The 17,589-nt window shown below is 67.8% G+C and carries 17 protein-coding genes; 13 read left to right on the top strand and 4 right to left on the bottom strand.

Translation table 11 applies throughout. The annotated features are described in order from the left end of the window. Positions 1–59: 59 nt before the first annotated feature. Together ABZ348_RS02125 and ABZ348_RS02120 are read left to right on the top strand one after the other, a co-directional pair. Positions 60–1,319, top strand: coding sequence for a helix-turn-helix domain-containing protein (locus tag ABZ348_RS02125; protein WP_358928373.1), 1,260 nt, complete (start codon positions 60–62; stop codon positions 1,317–1,319). A 182-nt stretch (positions 1,320–1,501) separates the two neighbouring features. Then, positions 1,502–2,551, top strand: coding sequence for an alpha/beta fold hydrolase (locus ABZ348_RS02120; protein WP_358928371.1), 1,050 nt, complete (start codon positions 1,502–1,504; stop codon positions 2,549–2,551). A 225-nt stretch (positions 2,552–2,776) separates the two neighbouring features. Here the strand turns inward: ABZ348_RS02120 and ABZ348_RS02115 are convergent, their stop codons facing one another. Then, positions 2,777–3,760, bottom strand: a complete 984-nt coding sequence (locus ABZ348_RS02115) for a hypothetical protein (RefSeq protein ID WP_358928369.1) — start codon at positions 3,758–3,760, stop codon at positions 2,777–2,779. Positions 3,761–4,193: 433 nt separating this feature from the next. Beyond that, on the bottom strand, positions 4,194–5,177 hold the full coding sequence (locus tag ABZ348_RS02110) for a TAXI family TRAP transporter solute-binding subunit (RefSeq protein ID WP_358928367.1): 984 nt from the start codon (positions 5,175–5,177) through the stop codon (positions 4,194–4,196). A 519-nt stretch (positions 5,178–5,696) separates the two neighbouring features. Here ABZ348_RS02110 and ABZ348_RS02105 point away from each other — a divergent pair. Continuing rightward, positions 5,697–7,058: an MFS transporter gene (locus tag ABZ348_RS02105; RefSeq protein WP_358928365.1), complete on the top strand. Its 1,362-nt coding sequence runs from the start codon at positions 5,697–5,699 to the stop codon at positions 7,056–7,058. A gap of 184 nt (positions 7,059–7,242) precedes the next feature. On the opposite strand, the gene ABZ348_RS02100 is transcribed toward ABZ348_RS02105, so the two are convergent. Continuing rightward, entirely contained in the window at positions 7,243–8,037 is a 795-nt protein-coding gene (locus ABZ348_RS02100) for an IclR family transcriptional regulator (RefSeq protein ID WP_358928363.1), read from the bottom strand. Positions 8,038–8,354: 317 nt separating this feature from the next. Here ABZ348_RS02100 and ABZ348_RS02095 point away from each other — a divergent pair, with 317 nt between their 5' ends. The 8 genes from ABZ348_RS02095 (at position 8,355) to ABZ348_RS02060 (ending at position 14,477) form a co-directional block, all read left to right on the top strand. Continuing rightward, positions 8,355–9,767 carry a Rieske 2Fe-2S domain-containing protein gene (locus ABZ348_RS02095; RefSeq protein WP_358928361.1) on the top strand — a complete coding sequence of 471 codons (1,413 nt, stop codon included), beginning with the start codon at positions 8,355–8,357 and terminating at the stop codon, positions 9,765–9,767. Continuing rightward, complete coding sequence (locus ABZ348_RS02090; RefSeq protein WP_358928359.1) at positions 9,764–10,390, top strand: 3-phenylpropionate/cinnamic acid dioxygenase subunit beta; 627 nt, start codon at positions 9,764–9,766, stop codon at positions 10,388–10,390. Before ABZ348_RS02095 ends, ABZ348_RS02090 begins: the two co-directional genes overlap by 4 nt. After that, entirely contained in the window at positions 10,387–10,695 is a 309-nt protein-coding gene (locus ABZ348_RS02085) for a hypothetical protein (RefSeq protein WP_358928357.1), read from the top strand. The genes ABZ348_RS02090 and ABZ348_RS02085 overlap by 4 nt, the downstream gene beginning before the upstream one ends. Beyond that, a complete protein-coding gene (hcaB, locus tag ABZ348_RS02080; RefSeq protein WP_358928355.1) occupies positions 10,692–11,477 on the top strand; it encodes a 3-(cis-5,6-dihydroxycyclohexa-1,3-dien-1-yl)propanoate dehydrogenase in 786 nt (261 codons plus the stop codon). Before ABZ348_RS02085 ends, hcaB begins: the two co-directional genes overlap by 4 nt. Positions 11,478–11,506: 29 nt before the next feature. Next, on the top strand, positions 11,507–11,704 hold the full coding sequence (locus tag ABZ348_RS02075) for a ferredoxin (RefSeq protein ID WP_358928353.1): 198 nt from the start codon (positions 11,507–11,509) through the stop codon (positions 11,702–11,704). Positions 11,705–11,834: 130 nt separating this feature from the next. Then, positions 11,835–13,079 (top strand): FAD-dependent oxidoreductase, encoded by a 1,245-nt coding sequence (locus ABZ348_RS02070; RefSeq protein WP_358928352.1) that lies wholly within the window; start codon positions 11,835–11,837, stop codon positions 13,077–13,079. After that, a complete protein-coding gene (locus ABZ348_RS02065) occupies positions 13,076–13,828 on the top strand; it encodes a class II aldolase/adducin family protein (RefSeq protein ID WP_358928350.1) in 753 nt (250 codons plus the stop codon). The genes ABZ348_RS02070 and ABZ348_RS02065 overlap by 4 nt, the downstream gene beginning before the upstream one ends. 193 nt (positions 13,829–14,021) lie before the next feature. Then, positions 14,022–14,477 carry a VOC family protein gene (locus ABZ348_RS02060; protein WP_358928348.1) on the top strand — a complete coding sequence of 152 codons (456 nt, stop codon included), beginning with the start codon at positions 14,022–14,024 and terminating at the stop codon, positions 14,475–14,477. A gap of 249 nt (positions 14,478–14,726) precedes the next feature. Here ABZ348_RS02060 and ABZ348_RS02055 read toward each other — a convergent pair whose 3' ends face one another. Then, positions 14,727–15,533: an IclR family transcriptional regulator gene (locus tag ABZ348_RS02055; protein WP_358928346.1), complete on the bottom strand. Its 807-nt coding sequence runs from the start codon at positions 15,531–15,533 to the stop codon at positions 14,727–14,729. Between the two features lie 71 nt (positions 15,534–15,604). Here ABZ348_RS02055 and ABZ348_RS02050 point away from each other — a divergent pair, with 71 nt between their 5' ends. Both ABZ348_RS02050 and ABZ348_RS02045 read left to right on the top strand, forming a co-directional pair. Beyond that, positions 15,605–16,759 carry a cupin domain-containing protein gene (locus ABZ348_RS02050; RefSeq protein WP_358928345.1) on the top strand — a complete coding sequence of 385 codons (1,155 nt, stop codon included), beginning with the start codon at positions 15,605–15,607 and terminating at the stop codon, positions 16,757–16,759. Continuing rightward, positions 16,756–17,589 (top strand): fumarylacetoacetate hydrolase family protein, encoded by an 834-nt coding sequence (locus tag ABZ348_RS02045; protein ID WP_358928343.1) that lies wholly within the window; start codon positions 16,756–16,758, stop codon positions 17,587–17,589. The genes ABZ348_RS02050 and ABZ348_RS02045 overlap by 4 nt, the downstream gene beginning before the upstream one ends.

Below are 17,589 nucleotides of genomic sequence, written 5' to 3'. Positions count from 1 at the left end.
TGCTGCATGATGTGAATTATTGCTAACCCTTGTTTAAGTTTCGGTTGGCGGAGGTGGCCGTGCGCGAGGCAGACGCTTGCCAGGCGAGTCCTGACGGGGCTCCCGGCAGACCGTCCGAGGCGGACGTCGAGTCGGTGCTACGGCACTCGGCCGAGTTGCTCCGGCCGGATCTGCCGGCGTTCACCGAGGGCGTGGTGGCCCGGGTGCGCGCGGTCAGTGCGTACTACGGCGATCCGACGCTGCCCCCGCCCGATCTGGCGCGGTCCGCACTGACGGCGTTCGACGCCTTCGTCGCAGGGCTCATCACACCGGACAGGGTGGCGGAGTCGGGCGACCACGCATGGGCCGTCGGCGACCGACGCGGCCGGGAAGGCGTCCCGCTCCAGACGCTGTTGGACGCCTACCGCATCGGTACGACCGGCCTGTGGGACGCGCTGGTCGCACGGGTGGTGAGGGAGTCGCCGGGGCGGGTCGCGACCATGGCGTATGCCGCCGGTGATGTGTGGCGGCGGGCGGACGGGGACGTCGCCCTGGTGGTCGAGGCGCACCGGCGGGCCATGGCCCGACCGCCGTCCGCCGGTGGCGGTCCCCGACACCGGCCCGTGCTTCAGGCACTGTTGCGTGGACACACCCACCCCGCGCACCTGTCGGCCTTGGCCCAGTGCCCGGGCCTGCCCCGGTACGGCCGGTACGCGGTCGTCCTGCTGCGCGGCCCCGGCGTACGGCCACTCGAAACGGAGTCAGGGTACGAGGTCCGCAACGGCGTCGAGTTGTACTGGTGCCCGCAGGACGATGGGGTGGCGATCGTGGCACTGCTCGGTGCCCGGCCGCTCACAGCTCTGGGCGCGCTCGTCCCCGTGGGGGCGCACACCCGAGGTGGCGTCAGCACGGTGGTGACGGGTCTGGCCGAACTGGGCCGGGCCCGTGAACTCGCCGAGTTGGCGCTCGGCGCGTGCCGGTCGGACGGGGAGTTGGCCCAGGTGGGGGACCGGCTCTCCCGGGCGTTCGCCCTGACCCGACCGGACTTGGCTGGAGACCTCGCGGACCAGGTGCTCGGTCCCGTACTGCGGCTACCACCCGCCGACCGGAACGAACTGCTGACCACGCTGGCGGCCTGGCTGGACTGCGACGGCTCCACCCGGCGGGCGGGCGAGCGGCTGTACTGCCACCGCAACACCGTCCTCAACCGACTGCGCCGACTCGAAGTGCTCACCGGGCGTCGGCTGGCACACCCGCGTGACGTGGTGGATCTGGCCATGGCCCTGGAAGCGCAGTGGGTGAGCACACCGCCCGACATCCGAACGGATGCGGGCCCCTGACACGGAGTGGCCCGTCTGTGCCCCGAGCACGGTGAACCGCCCCGGTGGTGTGCGCGTGCACAGGATGGCCCGCGCGATGGAGCAACGCGCTCCTCTCATCTACCGGCCCCACCGGCCCCGTGTGACATTTCGGCTGTGCAGCCCCTGCCCAGCCGCCGGAACACCGGATGGAAGGAGCCCCCATGCGCCCCCACCAATCCCGAGGCAACCGCGTACGCGACGTCTTCACCGCCCACGGCCGACTCGGCGTCCTCATCGTCGTGCTCGTCGCGGCCACCGTGCTCGCGCCGATGGTGCCCGTCCCACCCGCAGCCGCGCAGACCGCGCGGTGGGCCGGAATCGCCCCCGTCGACGGTCCATCGCTGAGCACACCACCGGACCGGCTGGCCGCGGCCTTGAACTGCCCGGCCGGCTTCCCGCGTGCAGAGCGCGAGCCGGTACTCCTCGTCCACGGCACAGGAGTGGACGCCGATCTCAACTGGGGCTGGAACCAGGCCCCCGCGCTACGGGAGCGGGGGTACGACGTGTGCACGGTCGACCTGCCCGGCCGGTCGACCGGGGACATCCAGGAGTCCGCCGAGTACGTCGTCCATGCCGTCGCCGCCCTGCACTCCGCCACCGGACGCAAGGCCGACGTCATCGCCCACAGCCAGGGCGGCCTTCAGATCAGATGGGGGCTGACCTGGTGGCCGGGGCTCCGGAACATGGTCGACGACGTGGTCAGCCTCGGCACACCCGAGCACGGCACCGCGGCCGGTGATCTACTGTGCGCGCTTCCCTGCGCGGCGGCGGCCCACCAGATGACACCGGGCTCGGCATTCCTCACCGCGCTGAACTCCGGCGACCAGACCCCCGGCGCCATCTCGTACACCTCGATCTACACCCGCGACGACCTGGTCGTCGTCCCGCACCGAACGGCTGTCAGGGACGGGGCGCGCAACATCGGTCTCCAGGAGGTGTGCGGCATAAGGCTGGTGACCCACATCGGGCTGGTCTACGACTCGGTGGCGTTCCGACTGGTGCTCGACGCACTGAGCCGACCGGGCCCCGCCGATCCACGGCGACTGCCGATCGGCACATGTCTGGCATACCCGTACGTCGCCGGGGTCGGCCCCCTCGACATCGCCCGGGCGGGCGCCGTGGTGGTGCCCGCTGCGGCCACCGCACTTGCCACGGCTCCGCGGAGCAACCACGAGCCGCCACTGCGCCCGTACGCCTCGCGGCAGCAGTGAGGCGCCGGATGGTGTCGCCGGGCATGTCAGGCTGACAGGGCTCCCGTCGCCCGCCCGCCGGACTCCCGCCCGCCGCAGTGCGTGCGGGAATCCTGCGGGGCCCACCGGTCACACATCCGGACGCGGCCCCCTTCTTCCCGTGCCGAGGCCGGCGCACAACTGCTGCGGAGCCGTGGACCGATCGCCCGGGCGCAGGCCCCAACGAATCGACGACTCCACAGGGCGCTAGCCGAACGAGACTTCTGTTCCTCTACCCATCTCGCGGGCTCTGGCGTAGACCCAGGTGGCGAACGCGATGTCGCCGTACCCGCCCGAAGATTCCCGGAACACGGTCGTACCTTCACCAGGTCGTTTGTCGGCGATGACCGTTGCGAACTCGGACATCGCCGTCCACGGGAGCTTGCCGGTCCGATTCAGGTCGACCAGGGTGCTGTGCATCGAGCCGTCCCGCCACACCTCGGCGAAGTTCTGCTCGTGTTCCACCGAAGTGACGATGACCCGGTCCGCTGCGAGATAGAGGTCTTCGCCGAACTCGCAGGGAGTTCCCATGCCGGCCACGAACGCACCGCGGGTGATGTCAGCGTGGTGGAGGACGGGTCGCGTGGTGTTGGTCGAAACGAAGACGATCTCGGCGTCCTTGGTCGCGCCCTGCACGGTTGTGGATGCCTCGGCGGGAATCCCCAACTCCGCTGTGACCCGAGCGGCGAACTCCGCGCGGTGCTCCTCGTTGCGACCGTAGACACGGATGCGCTTCAACTCGCGCACCAACGATGCCGCGCGGATGAGGCCCAGGGCGTTCCGTCCGGTTCCCACCATGGCCAGATCCTGGGCGTGTGGCGGGGAGAGGACGTCGGTGGCTAGTCCGAACATCGCTCCGGTTCGCAGTGTCGCGAACGGATAGGCGAGCACACTGAGCAGTGCGCCCGTCTCGGAGTCGAAGAGCATGGCCGCTCCGGAATCCGATGCGAGGGCCTGCGCTCCGGATGCGCGCAGTCCCATGCGTCCGGATCCGGTCAGCGCACCACTGACGATGCGCAACGCTCCAGCACCCACGTCGAGGTGCATCGGAGCACGTGCGACCGCCTTTCCTTCGGCTTGCTCCTTCAGTACGTCGTGGGTCACCCGCATCGCCTGTTGCAGGTCGAGGAGGTCTTCGACGTCCTCATGGCTCAGCACGAGGGTGTGTCCAGGGCTTGCTTCACTGGGCATGGATCGTCCTCAACCGTCTGGCGGGTGCGCTCTGGCCCCGGGGCGGACGGCCGGGCCGCGGATGCGTCCTTGCGGCCGTACCCCGGATCGTCAATCGCCTTAGCATGTTCACTTACTCCTGCAACTCGTGTATTTCGAGGGCTTGCCCAAAAGAACGTGGGCAGTTTCGAACGGGCCGTCTGCGGCTTGACTGCCCCTGACCCCGCTGCCAACCGCCCACGATCCGGTTGCACGTGCGTACGGGAATCGACTCCGCCCAGCGTATCGCTGCGTCGAGAACTGGCTGGAGTCGTGTCGACAGCCCGCCCTGAGATGTCGGCACGACTCCGTACATCAGGAATGTTCACGCGAAACTGTGTGACCGGGTCCGTGCCGGCTTCGCAGAGAGAGGCACCGGTTCTCGGTACGATCCAGGTTTACCGGGTCGCTGCCGTCATGACGTCGAGGACTGTGCTGCTTGCGCTGCCAGTTGTTCACGGTAATAGGCAGCCGCACCCGGATGTATCGGCATCGAGGTGTCGGTCAGCCGGGCGAGTTCGATGGGCCTCGTCATCGCTGCGAAGTCGCCGGTGAATCGTGCCGAGATCTCCGCGGACTTCGCGTCCAGCGCTGCCGCGGTGAGGTAGGCGATGCGCTCGCTCATGTCGGACCGGCAGAAAAGCGCCCAGCCACTGAAGTCGACCGTCGGTACATCGTCGTCCACACCGCGCTGGCGTCCCTTCTCGATCACGCCGCGCTCCATGCCGAGCGCCTCGCAATGGCTGAGGACGTCGTCGTCGACCGGAAGGAAGCGCAGGTCGTGAGCTTCTGCCAGGCGTCGCCAGCGCCTCGTCATAAACGCTTCGTCGAAGACTGCGTCGAACGACGGATCGACAGGCGGCTCAGTGGGGGAGTTCAGCGCCTGGGGACGGTCACGGAGGATCTCACCGCCCCAGCTCTCGATGTCTTCACGTGTCAGCCCGTACTGGGCGAGAATTTCTTCGATCACCCATCCTGCCGGATGGAGCATCTCCGGAGTCGGCATGGAAAGACGCAGCGGGTACTTCTGGGCGCGAATGTCGCTCAGGCTCTTCAGCCCGGTCTCACGACGCACGGCGAATGCCAACCGGTCGTCGTGAGGGAACACCGCGATCACACTGAGCGGCAGCGGTTCGGTGAAAGGACCGCGTCCTTCGATCGCCATCTTCAAGTACCACAGTGGTGTCGTCACCGCCATGTGGTATTGCCCGTCCGTCACGAGCTGGGGAGCCTTCATACACATCTCGCCCGGGTTACCCGAGATGGCTGCCGCCGTGGAACCCGGCGGGAGCGCACTGTAGTAGCCGGCCAGCCCCACCGCGACCAGGCTTGAGACATCCATCCAATTCTGGCCCGCGCCAAGAATTCGGATGTCGACAGCCTCTGTAAGCTCTTCCATCAACCGATTCCCTTCTACGTCGAACTCGATATCAGTGCCGCACGTGCCGATGTCGGGCGGTCGACTGCTTGGACGGCTCGACATCGGGTCGGCCTTGAGACGTGGCTTCGCCCTCTCTCCGAGGGGAGAGCGCGAAACCGAGGAGTAGATGCCTCAGCCGGTCACCGGGACCAACTTCCTACATCTGCACCGTAGTCTTCTGCTGGCCAGAAGGTGTCTCTGTCTATTCGGTAACCTTGCCTCCGCTTCGTCGGTTTCGTCAAGAGTTGTGTGAGCTGTTGACGGAGTGCGAGACCCAGAGTAGAAAACTCCGCAGCAAAGCTCCGCAGAGCAGAAACTCTCTCTGTGCTCCGGTCGACGGACGCACCCGGGCGAGTAGGCCCCCTTCACCGAGGCCGCCTGCGGAGGGACGCCAGCGTCGCCGCGGTCCGCCACAGACGGAGCGGTAACGGTGCTGCACCTCATCCATGTCCTGTAGGTCCTCGGCGCGCCTGGCGCGCACTCCCCGTGGAGACCCCAATGATCGAGCAGAGCTCCCGCGCGGCGCCTCGCAAGTCCGAGCTGCGCACCGTGATGCTGTCCAGCTACTTCGGCACGACGATCGAGTACTACGACTTCCTGATCTACACGGCGGCTGCCGCCCTCGTCTTCGGAAAGATCTTCTTCGGCGCGGTCGATCCCGGCGTCGGGACCATCCTGGCCTTCGCGACCATGCTCGCCGGATACTTGGCCCGCCCGCTCGGCGGCGTGCTCTTCGGCCTGCTGGGGGACAAGTACGGCCGTCGACGGATCCTGCTCGTCACCCTCGGCATCACCGGTGTGGCCACCGGCCTGATCGGCATCCTTCCGGCCTACTCGACCATCGGGGTGTGGGCACCCATCCTGCTGGTGACGATCCGCATCATCCAGGGACTGGCGGTCGGTGGTGACTGGGGAGGGTCCGTCTCGATCAGCGTCGAGACGGCGCCCACGGAGCGGCGCGGCTTCGTCGCCTCGTTCGTCAACATGGGGGCACCGAGCGGATCGGTGCTCGCCTCGGGGATGCTCGCCCTGTTCGGCCTGATGCCGGAAGACGACTTCCTCGCGTGGGGTTGGCGGATTCCCTTCCTGATCGGCACGGTGCTGACCGTGATCGGCCTGTTCATCCGCATGCGGATGGTCGAATCGCCGCTGTTCGCTGAGATCCAGGCGAAGGGCGAGGCCAGACAGAAGGGTGCGGCTCCGCTGCGAAGCGTGCTGACCCGCCACTGGCGCACCGTACTGATCTGCATCGCGGGCACCCTGAGCGCCTCGGCGAACACCGGTCTGCTGACCTCCTACGGCCTCACGTTGGCCACGACGACCGGCGGACACAGTCGATCGACGGCGCTTGCCGCGCTATCGATCGGAGCGATCCTCCAGGTCGCTCTCATCCCGGCCTGTGCCCATCTGTCCGACCGCGTCGGGCGGCGCAAGGTCTTGATGGCCGGCTCGGCCCTGGGGGCGATGGCGGCGTTCCCGGTCTTCTGGATGATCTCAGCCGGCTCACCCGTTCTGCTGTTCGCCGGCTTCGTCCTGGGCCTCGCCATCGTCCAGGCGGCGGTCTACGGGCCGGTGGCGGCGTTTATCTCGGAGATGTTCGACACCGAGCACCGCTACACCGGGTCGTCCCTCGCCTACCAGGTCGGAGGGACACTGGGCGGGGGCGTCATCCCGCTCATCGCGGTCGCTCTCGCCGTGAGCCACGGCTACCCGCCGATCGCGCTGATGACGGCGGGCAGCTTCCTCCTCGGCCTGCTGGTCATTCCGTTTGCGCGGGAAGGCACCCGGCGCGACCTGCGCGGAGTCGCAGACGAGGCGGTCACGGCCCCGGACCAACCCCTTCGGGAGGGATCCGCGTAACCGCCCTTGGCTCCGGTTGGGGGCTGCACCGGAGACGCTGACCACCCGGGACGTTCCGCTCGCGCGGAGCGTCCCGGGTGTTTGTACACGGTCGATCACGACCATGTGCTGTCGGTGTGAGGCGGGCTGCCGAAGAACGCCCCGGGCACCCTGTTGCGCAGCCCGCCGTGAGGCCTGTGCGGCGTCAGTGGAGCACCGCGGCGGCCTCCTCCACCGTCCTGCAGAGCGCTTCACTGATACGGCGAAGATCGGTCCGGTTCATTCGGCTGATCGGAACGGAGACGTTGAAGGCCATCTGCATGGGGGTGCGTCGGGCCGGAAACGCCACGGCGACCGAGGCGACGCCCTCTTCGCTCTCCTCCGTGCTGGTGGCGTACCCGAGTCGGCGCACCATCTCCACCTCACCCTCCAACTCGGAGCGGTGTCGGATGGAGTTCGCGGTGAGTCCGTCCAGTTCCTCATCGGGATAGAGCCGGTGCAGGTCCTCTGCCGACAACTGGGAGAGCATCGACTTGCCGGTGGACGTGCAGTGTGCGGGCATCGACCGGCCCAGACGGGCGGCGACGCGTACCGCGCGAGGACTCTCGATCGCGTCGATGAAGCGCACGGTGGTGCCGTCGAGAATCCCCAGGTGGACGGTCTCCGACAGCTCCTCGTTGAGCTGCTCCAGGAACGGGTGCAGGGCATCGCGCACGTTGAACCGCTGGAGGATGGAGAAGGCCACGCCGGTGAGCGCCGTGCCCGGTACGTACGTCTTGCCGCGTTCGGCCTGTCCGATGAAGCCCCGGTAGTGCAGCATCGCCAGAAGCCGGTGCGCCGTGGAGGTCGCCACCCCCAGATAGTTCGCGACGTCGGTCAGGCGCAACTCGCTCTGCTCCCCCAGGAGCAGAAGGATCTTGAGGGCGTTGTCCACCGACTCGATCGGGTACTGGGGCTCCGGGCCTCCGATGGATACCGTCTCAGCCTCCGTTTTCTTCATAGCAGAAGAATACGTCACTTGTTCGGCAGTTTCCCCGTGTCTCCGCACCCGAATGCCGCTGAACCCTGTCTGTCCGGCTGCTTCGCCCGACTCGCTGGCCGCCCCGTGATTGCTGGCGTTCCTGGATCTTCGGTTCTGGCCCCAGGGGTGCCCTTGGCCCGGCTGGGTGTGGCGAGTCGGGGGAGCCATGCCCCTCTCGACCAGGCATTGACGTCCCGATGGAGAATTGTTCTACTGTGCAGAGCGAATATCTGTTCAGTAGAAAACTTGAGGACGGGTGCTCTAGAGCTGCCCAGTCCCGAGGAGGAGGGGTCGCGATGACCGAGCATGCCGAGACATTGGACGACGTGCGCAGGGGGATGATCCCGGCGCACATCTACAACGACGAAGCGATCTTCGAGTTGGAGAAGGAGCGGCTGTTCAGCCGCTCCTGGATGTTCGTGGGCCATGAGTCCGAGATTCCGCAGCCAGGTGACTACGTGGTACGGCGGGTACTGGAGGACTCGTTCATCCTCACGCGGGATGAGAAGGGCGAGGTCCACGCCCACTTCAATATGTGTCTGCACCGCGGCATGCAGGTGTGCAGAGCAGAGATGGGCAATGCCTCCCACTTCCGGTGCCCCTACCACGGCTGGTCCTACCGCAACGACGGCCGGATCGTCGGTCTGCCCTTCCACCAGGAGGCGTACGGAGGCGAGGCGGGTTTCAAGCGCAAGGGGCAGCGGCTGCTTCCGGCGCCCAGCTTCGACACGTACAACGGCCTGATCTTCATCAGCATGGACCCCGAGGCCCCGCCGCTGCGCGACTACCTCGGCGACTTCGCCTTCTACCTGGACTACTACACCCGTCAGAGCCCCAGTGGGATCGAACTGCGCGGCCCCCAGCGGTGGCGGATGAAGGCGAATTGGAAGATCGGCGCGGAGAACTTCGCCGGCGACATGTACCACACCCCTCAGACCCATACGTCGGTCGTGGAGATCGGGCTGTTCCGCGAGCCGAAAGCCGAGAAGCGCAAGGACGGCTGCACCTACTGGGCGGGCAACGGCGGCGGCACCACCTACAAGCTGCCACCGGGGACACTTGAGGAGCGCCTGCGCTACGTGGGCTACCCCGACGACATGATCGAACGGATGAAGGAGTCCTGGTCGGCCGATCAGTTGGCGGTGATCGGCGACGACGGGTTCATGATCTCGGCCGCCTCGGCATTCCCCAATCTCAGCCTCGTGCACAACTGGCCCCGTGTGGCGGACGGCGAGGACGTCCTGCCGTTCATCTCCCTCCGGCAGTGGCAGCCGATCAGCAAGGACGAAACCGAGGTCCTGTCCTGGTTCGCGGTCGACGCCGAAGCCCCACAGGAGTTCAAGGAACTGTCCTACAAGGCGTATCTGATGTGCTTCGGCTCGACCGGCATGTTCGAGCAGGACGACGTGGAGAACTGGGTCTCGCTGACCAACACCGCGGCCGGTTCGATGGCACGCAGGCTCCTGCTCAACAGCCGCATGGGCATCCTTGAGGACGGCACCGAGGTGGTTCCCGCGCTGACCTCCACCCAGTTCTCCGGCCCTGGAATCGCGCACACCGGATACGGCGAATACAACCAACGCGAGCTCCTCAACCGATGGGCCGACCAACTGGCCGAGCCGGTCAAGGCCCCGGTCTCCGCCGAAGTCGGCGGCCCCACCCCGCACACCACGGAGCACAAGAGCCACTCGGCGGTGAAGAAGTCATGACCTCCCAGTCCGGAAAGTACCGCGCCGGCGTCTACTCAGCCGGCCGTACGGGCACGCACTCCTCCCAGGCCGTACTGGGAGGCAAGGCGTCCCGTGTGCAGCGCACCGGCCGCACGCTCCCCTTCGGAGACGAGCGCCACCAACAGGCACACCAATGGCTGGTCGACGAGACCTACACCCTCGATGCACAACACTACGAACAGTGGCTCGACCTGCTCACCGATGACATCCACTACGTGATGCCGGTCCGAGTGACCACCGCCCGGGGCACGGGCTTCGACACAGCACCCGGCATGGCGCACTTCGACGAGGACAAGTACTCCCTGTCGCGACGGGTCGCGCGGTTCATGACGGAACACGCCTGGACCGAGGACCCCCCGTCACGACTGCGCCACCACCTGACCAACGTGCGCACCTTCGCCACGGACGACGAGGACCACATCGTGGTGGATTCGGGGGTGCTGCTCTACCGCAGCAGGGGAGACGTCCGGGAAGCCGCCCAGGTGTCCGCCGGCCGTGAGGACCTGCTCCGGCGCACCGATGACGGCTGGCGGCTGGCCCGCCGGACCATCCTCGTCGACGACTCCGTGATCCGCATGCAGAATCTGGCGATCTTCCTGTGAAGCTGCACTGGAGCGGCGAGGAGGAGGACGCACGGGCCGCCCGGCAGGCGGCGGCCGAACGGGCCGAGTTGGCGACTCACACCAGCGGAGAGCCCCTCACCATCGGCAATGAGTTCTCCGAGATCAGGGTCAGCCGAGTGGAGACCCGCAACGGATCACGGTTGCTGATCGAGTCCCCGAAGTCCGGGCAGTGGGTCGCCCTGTGCCCACTGGAACTGGAGGCGATCACATGGCAGAACACCACCACCTTCTCGGCGATGATCGGCAAGCCCTTCGGGCCGCTGCTCCCGGAGGACGACCAGTGAGCGGCTGGCTCACGGGCAAACGGGCGCTCGTGGTTGGAGCAGGCTCGGGGATCGGCCGCGCGGTCGTGGACGCGTTCCGTGCCGAGGGTGCCCGTGTGGCGGTACTCGAACTCGACGCGGCCAAATGCCGGGCCATCCGCGAAACGGCACCGGACGTGCCGGTCACCACAGGTGACGCCACCACCCGAAGCGCCAACGAACAGGCGGTGGCCAACGCGGTGGCCGCCTTCGGCGGCCTGGACCTCCTCGTCAACTGCGTGGGAGTTTTCGACTACTACAAAGGGCTGGCGGAACTGGACGCGGACGTCATCGACACCGCGTTCCACGAGATGTTCTCCAGCAACGTCAAAAGCCACCTCCACTCCGTCAAGGCCGCCCTGCCGGCCCTGCGCGCTTCCCGGGGATCGGTGATCCTCACCGAATCGACCTCCGGGTACTTCCCCGGCCGGGGCGGCGTTCTATACGTGTCGTCGAAGTTCGCGGTACGCGGCCTGGTCACCGCGCTCGCCCATGAGCTCGCTCCCGACATCAGGGTCAACGGTGTCGCGCCGGGGGGCACCCTGGGCACCGACCTGCGCGGACTGGACAGCCTCGGGCTCGGCACCCGCAGCCTCGGCAACGCGCCCGGGCGCGCCGAGGAACTGGCCGACCGCGTCCCGCTCAAAGTGGCCCTCTCCGCCATCGACCACGCCTGGAGCTATGTGTTCCTCGCCTCGGACCGGGCCCGCGGCATCACCGGCGCGGCCATCCACCCCGACGGTGGCATCGGCGTCAAGGACTGAATCCATCCATCACCGAAAGGAGCCAGATCATGCCTGTACTCAGGGTCGATCTCGACGCGTGCCAGGGATACGCGAACTGCGTGGTCGCGGCGCCCGACACCTACGACATCGACGACGAAGGACTGGTCGTCCTGCTCAAGGACAGCATCACCGCCGAAGACCTCCCCAGAATCCGGGAGGCGGTCCACAGCTGCCCGGTCTCCGCACTGACGATCGAGGACGCATGAATGCCCTGAGCAGTCCTCCCGGGCGCCCGGCAGCGACCGGGAGACGGAAGCCAGCCGTCACACCACCCGCCCCCTTCCGGGACCGAGACATCGCGATCGCGCCCACGGGAACCGCAGAAGGGACGGTCCGATGAGCGACACCGTGGTCATCGTGGGAGCCTCGGTGGCGGGCGTGCGCGCCGCCCAGGCGTTGCGCAACGAGGGCCACAACGGGCGCATCACACTCGTCGGCGCAGAGCCAGAGCTTCCCTACGACAAGCCCCCGCTGACCAAGCAGTTGCTGTCCGGCACCTGGACCGCACCCAGGCTCACCCTGCTCACCGAGGCCGAGGCGGCGACGCTCGACATCGGGCTGCGGCTCGGGGTGGCCGCCCAGCACCTGGACCCGGTCGAACGCCGTGTCGTGCTCGCCGACGGCAGCCACCTCGGCTACGACACGTGTCTCATCGCCACCGGTGCCTCCGCCCGACCCTCACCATGGCAAGCAGCCTCCGGAGTGCACGTCGTGCGTACCCTCGGCGACAGCCGTGCCCTGCGCGCCGACCTACGACGTGGCGGCCCCGTGGTGGTCGTGGGAGGCGGTTTCATCGGCTCCGAGGTGGCTTCCACCGCCGTTCAGTTGGGATGCGCGGTCACCATCGTCGATCCCCAGCCGGTCCCCATGGGCCGGGCCCTCGGTACGGAGGTGGGCCGGCACTTCCGCGACCTTCACCGGCGCCACGGAGTCGACACCCGGTTCGGAGTGGGTGTGCAGACGATCGCGGGAGAGGCCGGCGACCTACGGGTGGTCCTCACCGACGACCGCACACTGTCCGCCTCGACGGTGGTCATCGGCATCGGTGCCGTACCCAACGACGCATGGCTGACGTCCTCCGGGCTGCTGCTCGACAACGGGGTCGTCTGCGATGAGTACGGCCGCGCGGCCGACACTCCTGACGTCTTCGCCGCGGGGGACGTGGCACGCTGGTTCCACCCCCGCCACCGTGAGCACGTACGGACGGAGCACTGGACCAACGCAGTCGACCAAGCTGTCTGCGCCGCTCACAACATCGCCCACCCCCAGGACCTGAGGTCACACTCCTCGGTGGAGTACGTGTGGAGCGACCAGTACGACTGGAAGATCCAGATCGTGGGCACGCCGGCACGGGCTTCGGGCCATCACACCGTCGGGGACTTCACCGGCCCGGCCGCGCGGGGCGCCACGCTCTACCACGACGGGGCCGGCAGGCTGTGCGCCGCCGTGACCGTCAACTGGCCCCGCGCTCTCATCGAGTGCCGACGACTGACGGCCAAGGACACCCCCGTCGAGGCCGCGCTGAGCAGATTGGGCCAGCTCGCTGCCAAGTCCGTACCCACCGCAGGAGCGGTGACATGACCCGGCGGCTATACCCTGACCTGCGGCAACTCATGTCCGACGCCTGCCGTGTGCTCGCTGCACGAGGTCTCGCAGACGGCATCCTGGGCCACGTCAGCCTTCGCATCGGCAGCGACGCCCTCCTCGTGCGATGCCGCGGTCCCCAGGAACGGGGCCTTCGCCACACCACCGCGGACGACATCCACCTCGTCGACCTGGAGGGAGCCCCGGCCGCCGCCGGCGAACTCGACGGAGGGTGGACCCCGCCGAACGAACTCCCCCTGCACACGGAGGTACTCCGGAGAAGGCCCGACGTCAACGCGGTCGTCCACACGCATCCCCCGGCCGTCGTCGCCGCCGACCTCGCCGGCCTGGCGATCCGCCCGATCATCGGGGCGTTCGACATCCCCGGGAACCGGCTGGCCCGCCACGGCGTGCCCGTCTATCCCCGGGGGGTGCTGATCCACGACCGTCGACTCGCCACGGAGATGAACGACGCACTGGGTGACAAACCCGCTGTGGTGCTCCGGGCCCACGGCCTCACCACCACCGGTGAAACCGTGCAGGAAGCCGTGCTGCGCGCCATCTCGGTCGACACCATCGCACGGCTCTCGCTGGACATCGCCAAGGCCGGCGGCACCTTGACCGACCTCCCGGATGACGATCTGGCCGACTTGCCCGACCTGGGCAGTTCCTTCAACCACACGACGGCCTGGAACCATGAGCTCACCCGCTGCGCGTCGGACCCCGCACCCCGCTCGGGACCGTGACGTGGACCGTGGCGTAGACGGAGGATCAAAGTCGACGGGCCACCCAACGCAGTCCGGCCGAGATCCCTCGCGGGTGAACGGAGCCCACACGAGGTGGGAGAGGTGAAAGCCTAGGAACACCGTGCCGATCCCGAGTGTCCGGCCCCGCCGTCGTCCCCCCCCGTACCCCTGCTGTTCGAACTAGGAGAGACCGATGACCATCACCCTCAACCACACGATCGTGGTCTGCCATGACAAGCACCAGTCGGCGCGATTCCTCGCTGACATCCTCGGCCTGGAGATCTCAGGAGTGTGGGGCCCCTTCGTCTCCCTTGTGGTTCCCCCCGTGGCGCTGGACTTCATCGACATCACCGACTACCAGGCGGCCAAGTCGGACCTTATCGAGCCGCAGCACTACGCATTCCTCATGAACGAGGAGGAATTCGATGGGGTGTTCGACCGCATCAAGGCCGCGGGCATCGAGTACTTCGCGGACCAGTTCCTTGAGGAAGCCGGCCAGATCAACCACAACTACGATGGGCGCGGTGTCTATCTGCGGGACCCCAGCGGGCACATCATCGAGTGCATCACACAGCCCTACAAGGGGACTCCGCACGGCGCGGAGAAGGGCCGCTGGAGCGGGGCGATCGACCAGATCACCGAAGCCTGATCCCCACCGACTCAGCTCGTCGCCTTGCCCGCGCAGCGGCAGGTCTTGCTGCCGCTGTCGGCGAGGACGAGTCGAAGCCGCCGGCGGCAGCATCGTCGTGTGCGCCTTTCGGGGAATCCCCTGCGCTCGGTGGCGACCGACTCCGGGGCATGAGTACGCCGCGGCCCGAGGCATGCGCGGAAGGAAGCCCGAGCAGCGCCGTGGAAACCGCAGTCAACGGACCCGCCCTTCAGCCGTGAGCGCCGCCCTTCAGCCGTGAGCGCGCGTCACAGCAGCCCCCGCTTCGAGCCCGGCGGTGATCGCATCCGCCGCGGTGGTCAGGGCCGCGATGATCCGCTGCACACCGCGTGGTGAGTACCGCACGCTGGGCAGGGAGACCGACAGGGCCGCGACGGTGACTCCGGCGCCGTCCCTCACGCCCGTACCGAGCGCGACGACACCGCGTTCGGACCGCTCCAGGTTCACGGCCACACCACTCTGTCGGACCGAGTGCAAGTCCGCCTTCAATTGGGCCGGTTCGGGCCATGCGGCAGACGGCCCGTCGGTGGTGCCGGCCGCGTAGAGCAGGGCCAGTTCGTCATCGCTCAGCGAGGCGAGCATCACCAGTCCGCCGCTCACCAGGTGCGCCGGAAAGACCATGCCCTCTCGACTTCCGACCCGTAGCGCCTGAGCGCACTCGACCGAGGCGATGAACCGGACGGTTCGACCAGTACGGACACAGAGGTTCGCCGTCTCGTCGAGGGTCTCCGCCAGGGCTTTCAGTGGCCCGAGTGCGGCGGCGCGCACGGCCCCGACGTTCGACTCCGCCGTGGCCGCGATCTCCAGGACCGGACCGGCGCGATAAACACGGTCCTCGCCCTGCACGGCGAAGTCCCGGTACACCAGGGTGGAGAGCAGCCGGTGTGCGGTGGAGCGAGCCACTCCCAGTCGCCGAGCGGCCTCGCTCACCGTGAGCGGACCCTCGACCTGAAGGACCACCGCCAGTTGCAGCGCATGGTCCACGCTGGTCACCCCGTACGCCGGCGGGTTCTTCATCGACTTGGCCAAGCCGGTCACCGCTTTCCCACTTTGTTCCGCTCAGCAGAATCATCTGTTCTGAATACTGCCACAGAGCGCACTGTCCCTCTATGAGCGACCACAACCCGAACGTGGTCTCGCCCGTCACCCTGACGGCCGAGGACCAGCCCGACCAGCCGCTGGTCACCCCCGAACTCGAAGACCTCTACCGCGGATTCGCGAAAGCCCTCCTCGTACCGCTGTGGACCCGGATCGGCGATCTGATGCCCCCGCACCCCCGGTCGAAGGCTCAGCCCCACCGATGGGAGTGGGGGACACTGCTCGACCTGGCCGGCCGCTCCGGTGACCTCGTCCCCGTTGGCCGCGGCGGTGAGCGGCGGGCCATCGCACTGGCCAACCCCGGCCTCGGCGGTCAGCCGTATGCCACCCCCACCCTGTGGGCCGCCGTCCAGTACCTGATGCCGGGCGAGGACGCACCTGAGCACCGACACACCCAGAACGCGTTTCGGTTCGTCGTGGAGGGAGACGGCGTGTGGACCGTTGTGGAGGGCGAGCCGGTACCCATGCGCCGCGGTGACTTCCTGCCCCAGGCGGGCATGAACTGGCACGCCCATCACAACGCCGCCGACACCCCCATGGCCTGGATCGACGGACTCGACATCCCCTTCCAATGCGGCGTCGAAGCTCAGTTCTTCGACTTCGGCAGGGACGAACTGGCCGCAGACGAACGCACCACACCCGACCTCTCCCGCTCCGAACGGCTCTGGGCCCACCCCGGGCTGGCCCCCGTGTCCTGCCTCACTCCCCGCGAGAGCACCCCCCTGCTGCGCTATCGGTGGGAGGACACCGACGCCGCGCTGACCGCACAGCTGGACCTGGAGCGCACGGGCCACCCCGGCACCGTCGAGCCCGGCCACGCCCTCGTCAGATACACCAACCCCACCACCGCCCGGGACGTCCTGCCGACCATCCGTGCCCAGTTCCACCGCATCCGCAGCGGAACGGAGACCGCCCCGCGCCGAGAGACCGGATCATCCGTGTACCAGGTGTTCGATGGCTCGGGTCGGGTGACCGTCGGCGATACCTCCTGGTCCGTCCAGCGTGGGGACCTGTTCGTGGTTCCTTCCTGGACACCCCTGTCGATTCGCTCCGAGGCTGCGGGCGCCGACTCCGGTTCCGGTGCGCTCGACCTGTTCCAGTTCAGCGACGCCCCCGTCCTCACCAAGCTCAATCTGTTCCGCAGCCACACCGAGGAGAACGCATGAAGCTCGCCACCATCCGCCTCGCGGATCGCACCGCTGCGGTTCGCGTCGAAGGCGACCTGCTCGTTGAGATCGGTCCGCCGGACGTGGGTGCCGTTCTCGGCTCCAGCAGCGGACTCATGGACGCGGCAACCGCCGAGGGCCGGGCGCACCCGGCGGCCGATGCCGTGTTCGCCCCCCTCGTGCCGCGTCCCGGCAAGGTGATCTGCGTCGGTCTCAACTACCAACGACACATCAAGGAGATGGGCCGGGACCTGCCGGAGTACCCCACTCTCTTCAACAAGTTCGCCGAGACCCTCATCGGCTCCCACGACGACATCCAGCGCCCGAACGAGACCGAGTCGTTCGACTGGGAGGCCGAACTGGCCGTCGTCATAGGCCGGTCGGTGCGCCGAGCCGACGAGGCATCCGCAGTGGCTGCCATCGCCGGATTCACGGTGCTGAACGACATCACCTGTCGTGACTGGCAATTTCGCACCCGCGAGTGGCTCCAGGGCAAGAACTGGGAATCGACCACACCACTCGGCCCGTACCTCGTCACCCCCGAGGAAGTCGGCGGACCCCGCCCCGCACTGGGCATCCGCTGCGAGGTGAACGGCCGTGTGGTGCAGCAGGACACCACCGGTGACCTGCTGTTCGACCCGGTCGACCTGGTCCGCTACATCTCCACGATGGTGCGGCTCGACCCCGGCGACATCATCGCCACCGGCACCCCCGGCGGCGTCGGCCACGCACGCAAGCCCCCCGTCTACCTCCGGCACGGTGACACGGTCATCACCGAGATCGAGCGTCTGGGCAGGTTGGAAAACCGAGTCGTCTCCGATGGAGCCTGA

Origin of the sequence: Streptomyces sp. NPDC005963, from assembly GCF_040638655.1 — a bacterium.
GTDB lineage: Bacteria > Actinomycetota > Actinomycetes > Streptomycetales > Streptomycetaceae > Streptomyces.
This window is presented reverse-complemented; position numbering and strand designations above follow the sequence as displayed.

What these genes read in the sequence shown, in the direction of transcription:
- ABZ348_RS02120 (WP_358928371.1), top strand. Translation starts at nt 1,502, where the DNA reads ATGCGCCCCCACCAATCCCGAGGCAACCGCGTACGCGACGTCTTCACC.
- ABZ348_RS02115 (WP_358928369.1), bottom strand. Translation starts at nt 3,760, where the DNA reads ATGCCCAGTGAAGCAAGCCCTGGACACACCCTCGTGCTGAGCCATGAG.
- ABZ348_RS02110 (WP_358928367.1), bottom strand. Translation starts at nt 5,177, where the DNA reads ATGGAAGAGCTTACAGAGGCTGTCGACATCCGAATTCTTGGCGCGGGC.
- ABZ348_RS02105 (WP_358928365.1), top strand. Translation starts at nt 5,697, where the DNA reads ATGATCGAGCAGAGCTCCCGCGCGGCGCCTCGCAAGTCCGAGCTGCGC.
- ABZ348_RS02100 (WP_358928363.1), bottom strand. Translation starts at nt 8,037, where the DNA reads ATGAAGAAAACGGAGGCTGAGACGGTATCCATCGGAGGCCCGGAGCCC.
- ABZ348_RS02095 (WP_358928361.1), top strand. Translation starts at nt 8,355, where the DNA reads ATGACCGAGCATGCCGAGACATTGGACGACGTGCGCAGGGGGATGATC.
- ABZ348_RS02090 (WP_358928359.1), top strand. Translation starts at nt 9,764, where the DNA reads ATGACCTCCCAGTCCGGAAAGTACCGCGCCGGCGTCTACTCAGCCGGC.
- ABZ348_RS02075 (WP_358928353.1), top strand. Translation starts at nt 11,507, where the DNA reads ATGCCTGTACTCAGGGTCGATCTCGACGCGTGCCAGGGATACGCGAAC.
- ABZ348_RS02070 (WP_358928352.1), top strand. Translation starts at nt 11,835, where the DNA reads ATGAGCGACACCGTGGTCATCGTGGGAGCCTCGGTGGCGGGCGTGCGC.
- ABZ348_RS02065 (WP_358928350.1), top strand. Translation starts at nt 13,076, where the DNA reads ATGACCCGGCGGCTATACCCTGACCTGCGGCAACTCATGTCCGACGCC.
- ABZ348_RS02060 (WP_358928348.1), top strand. Translation starts at nt 14,022, where the DNA reads ATGACCATCACCCTCAACCACACGATCGTGGTCTGCCATGACAAGCAC.
- ABZ348_RS02050 (WP_358928345.1), top strand. Translation starts at nt 15,605, where the DNA reads ATGAGCGACCACAACCCGAACGTGGTCTCGCCCGTCACCCTGACGGCC.
- ABZ348_RS02045 (WP_358928343.1), top strand. Translation starts at nt 16,756, where the DNA reads ATGAAGCTCGCCACCATCCGCCTCGCGGATCGCACCGCTGCGGTTCGC.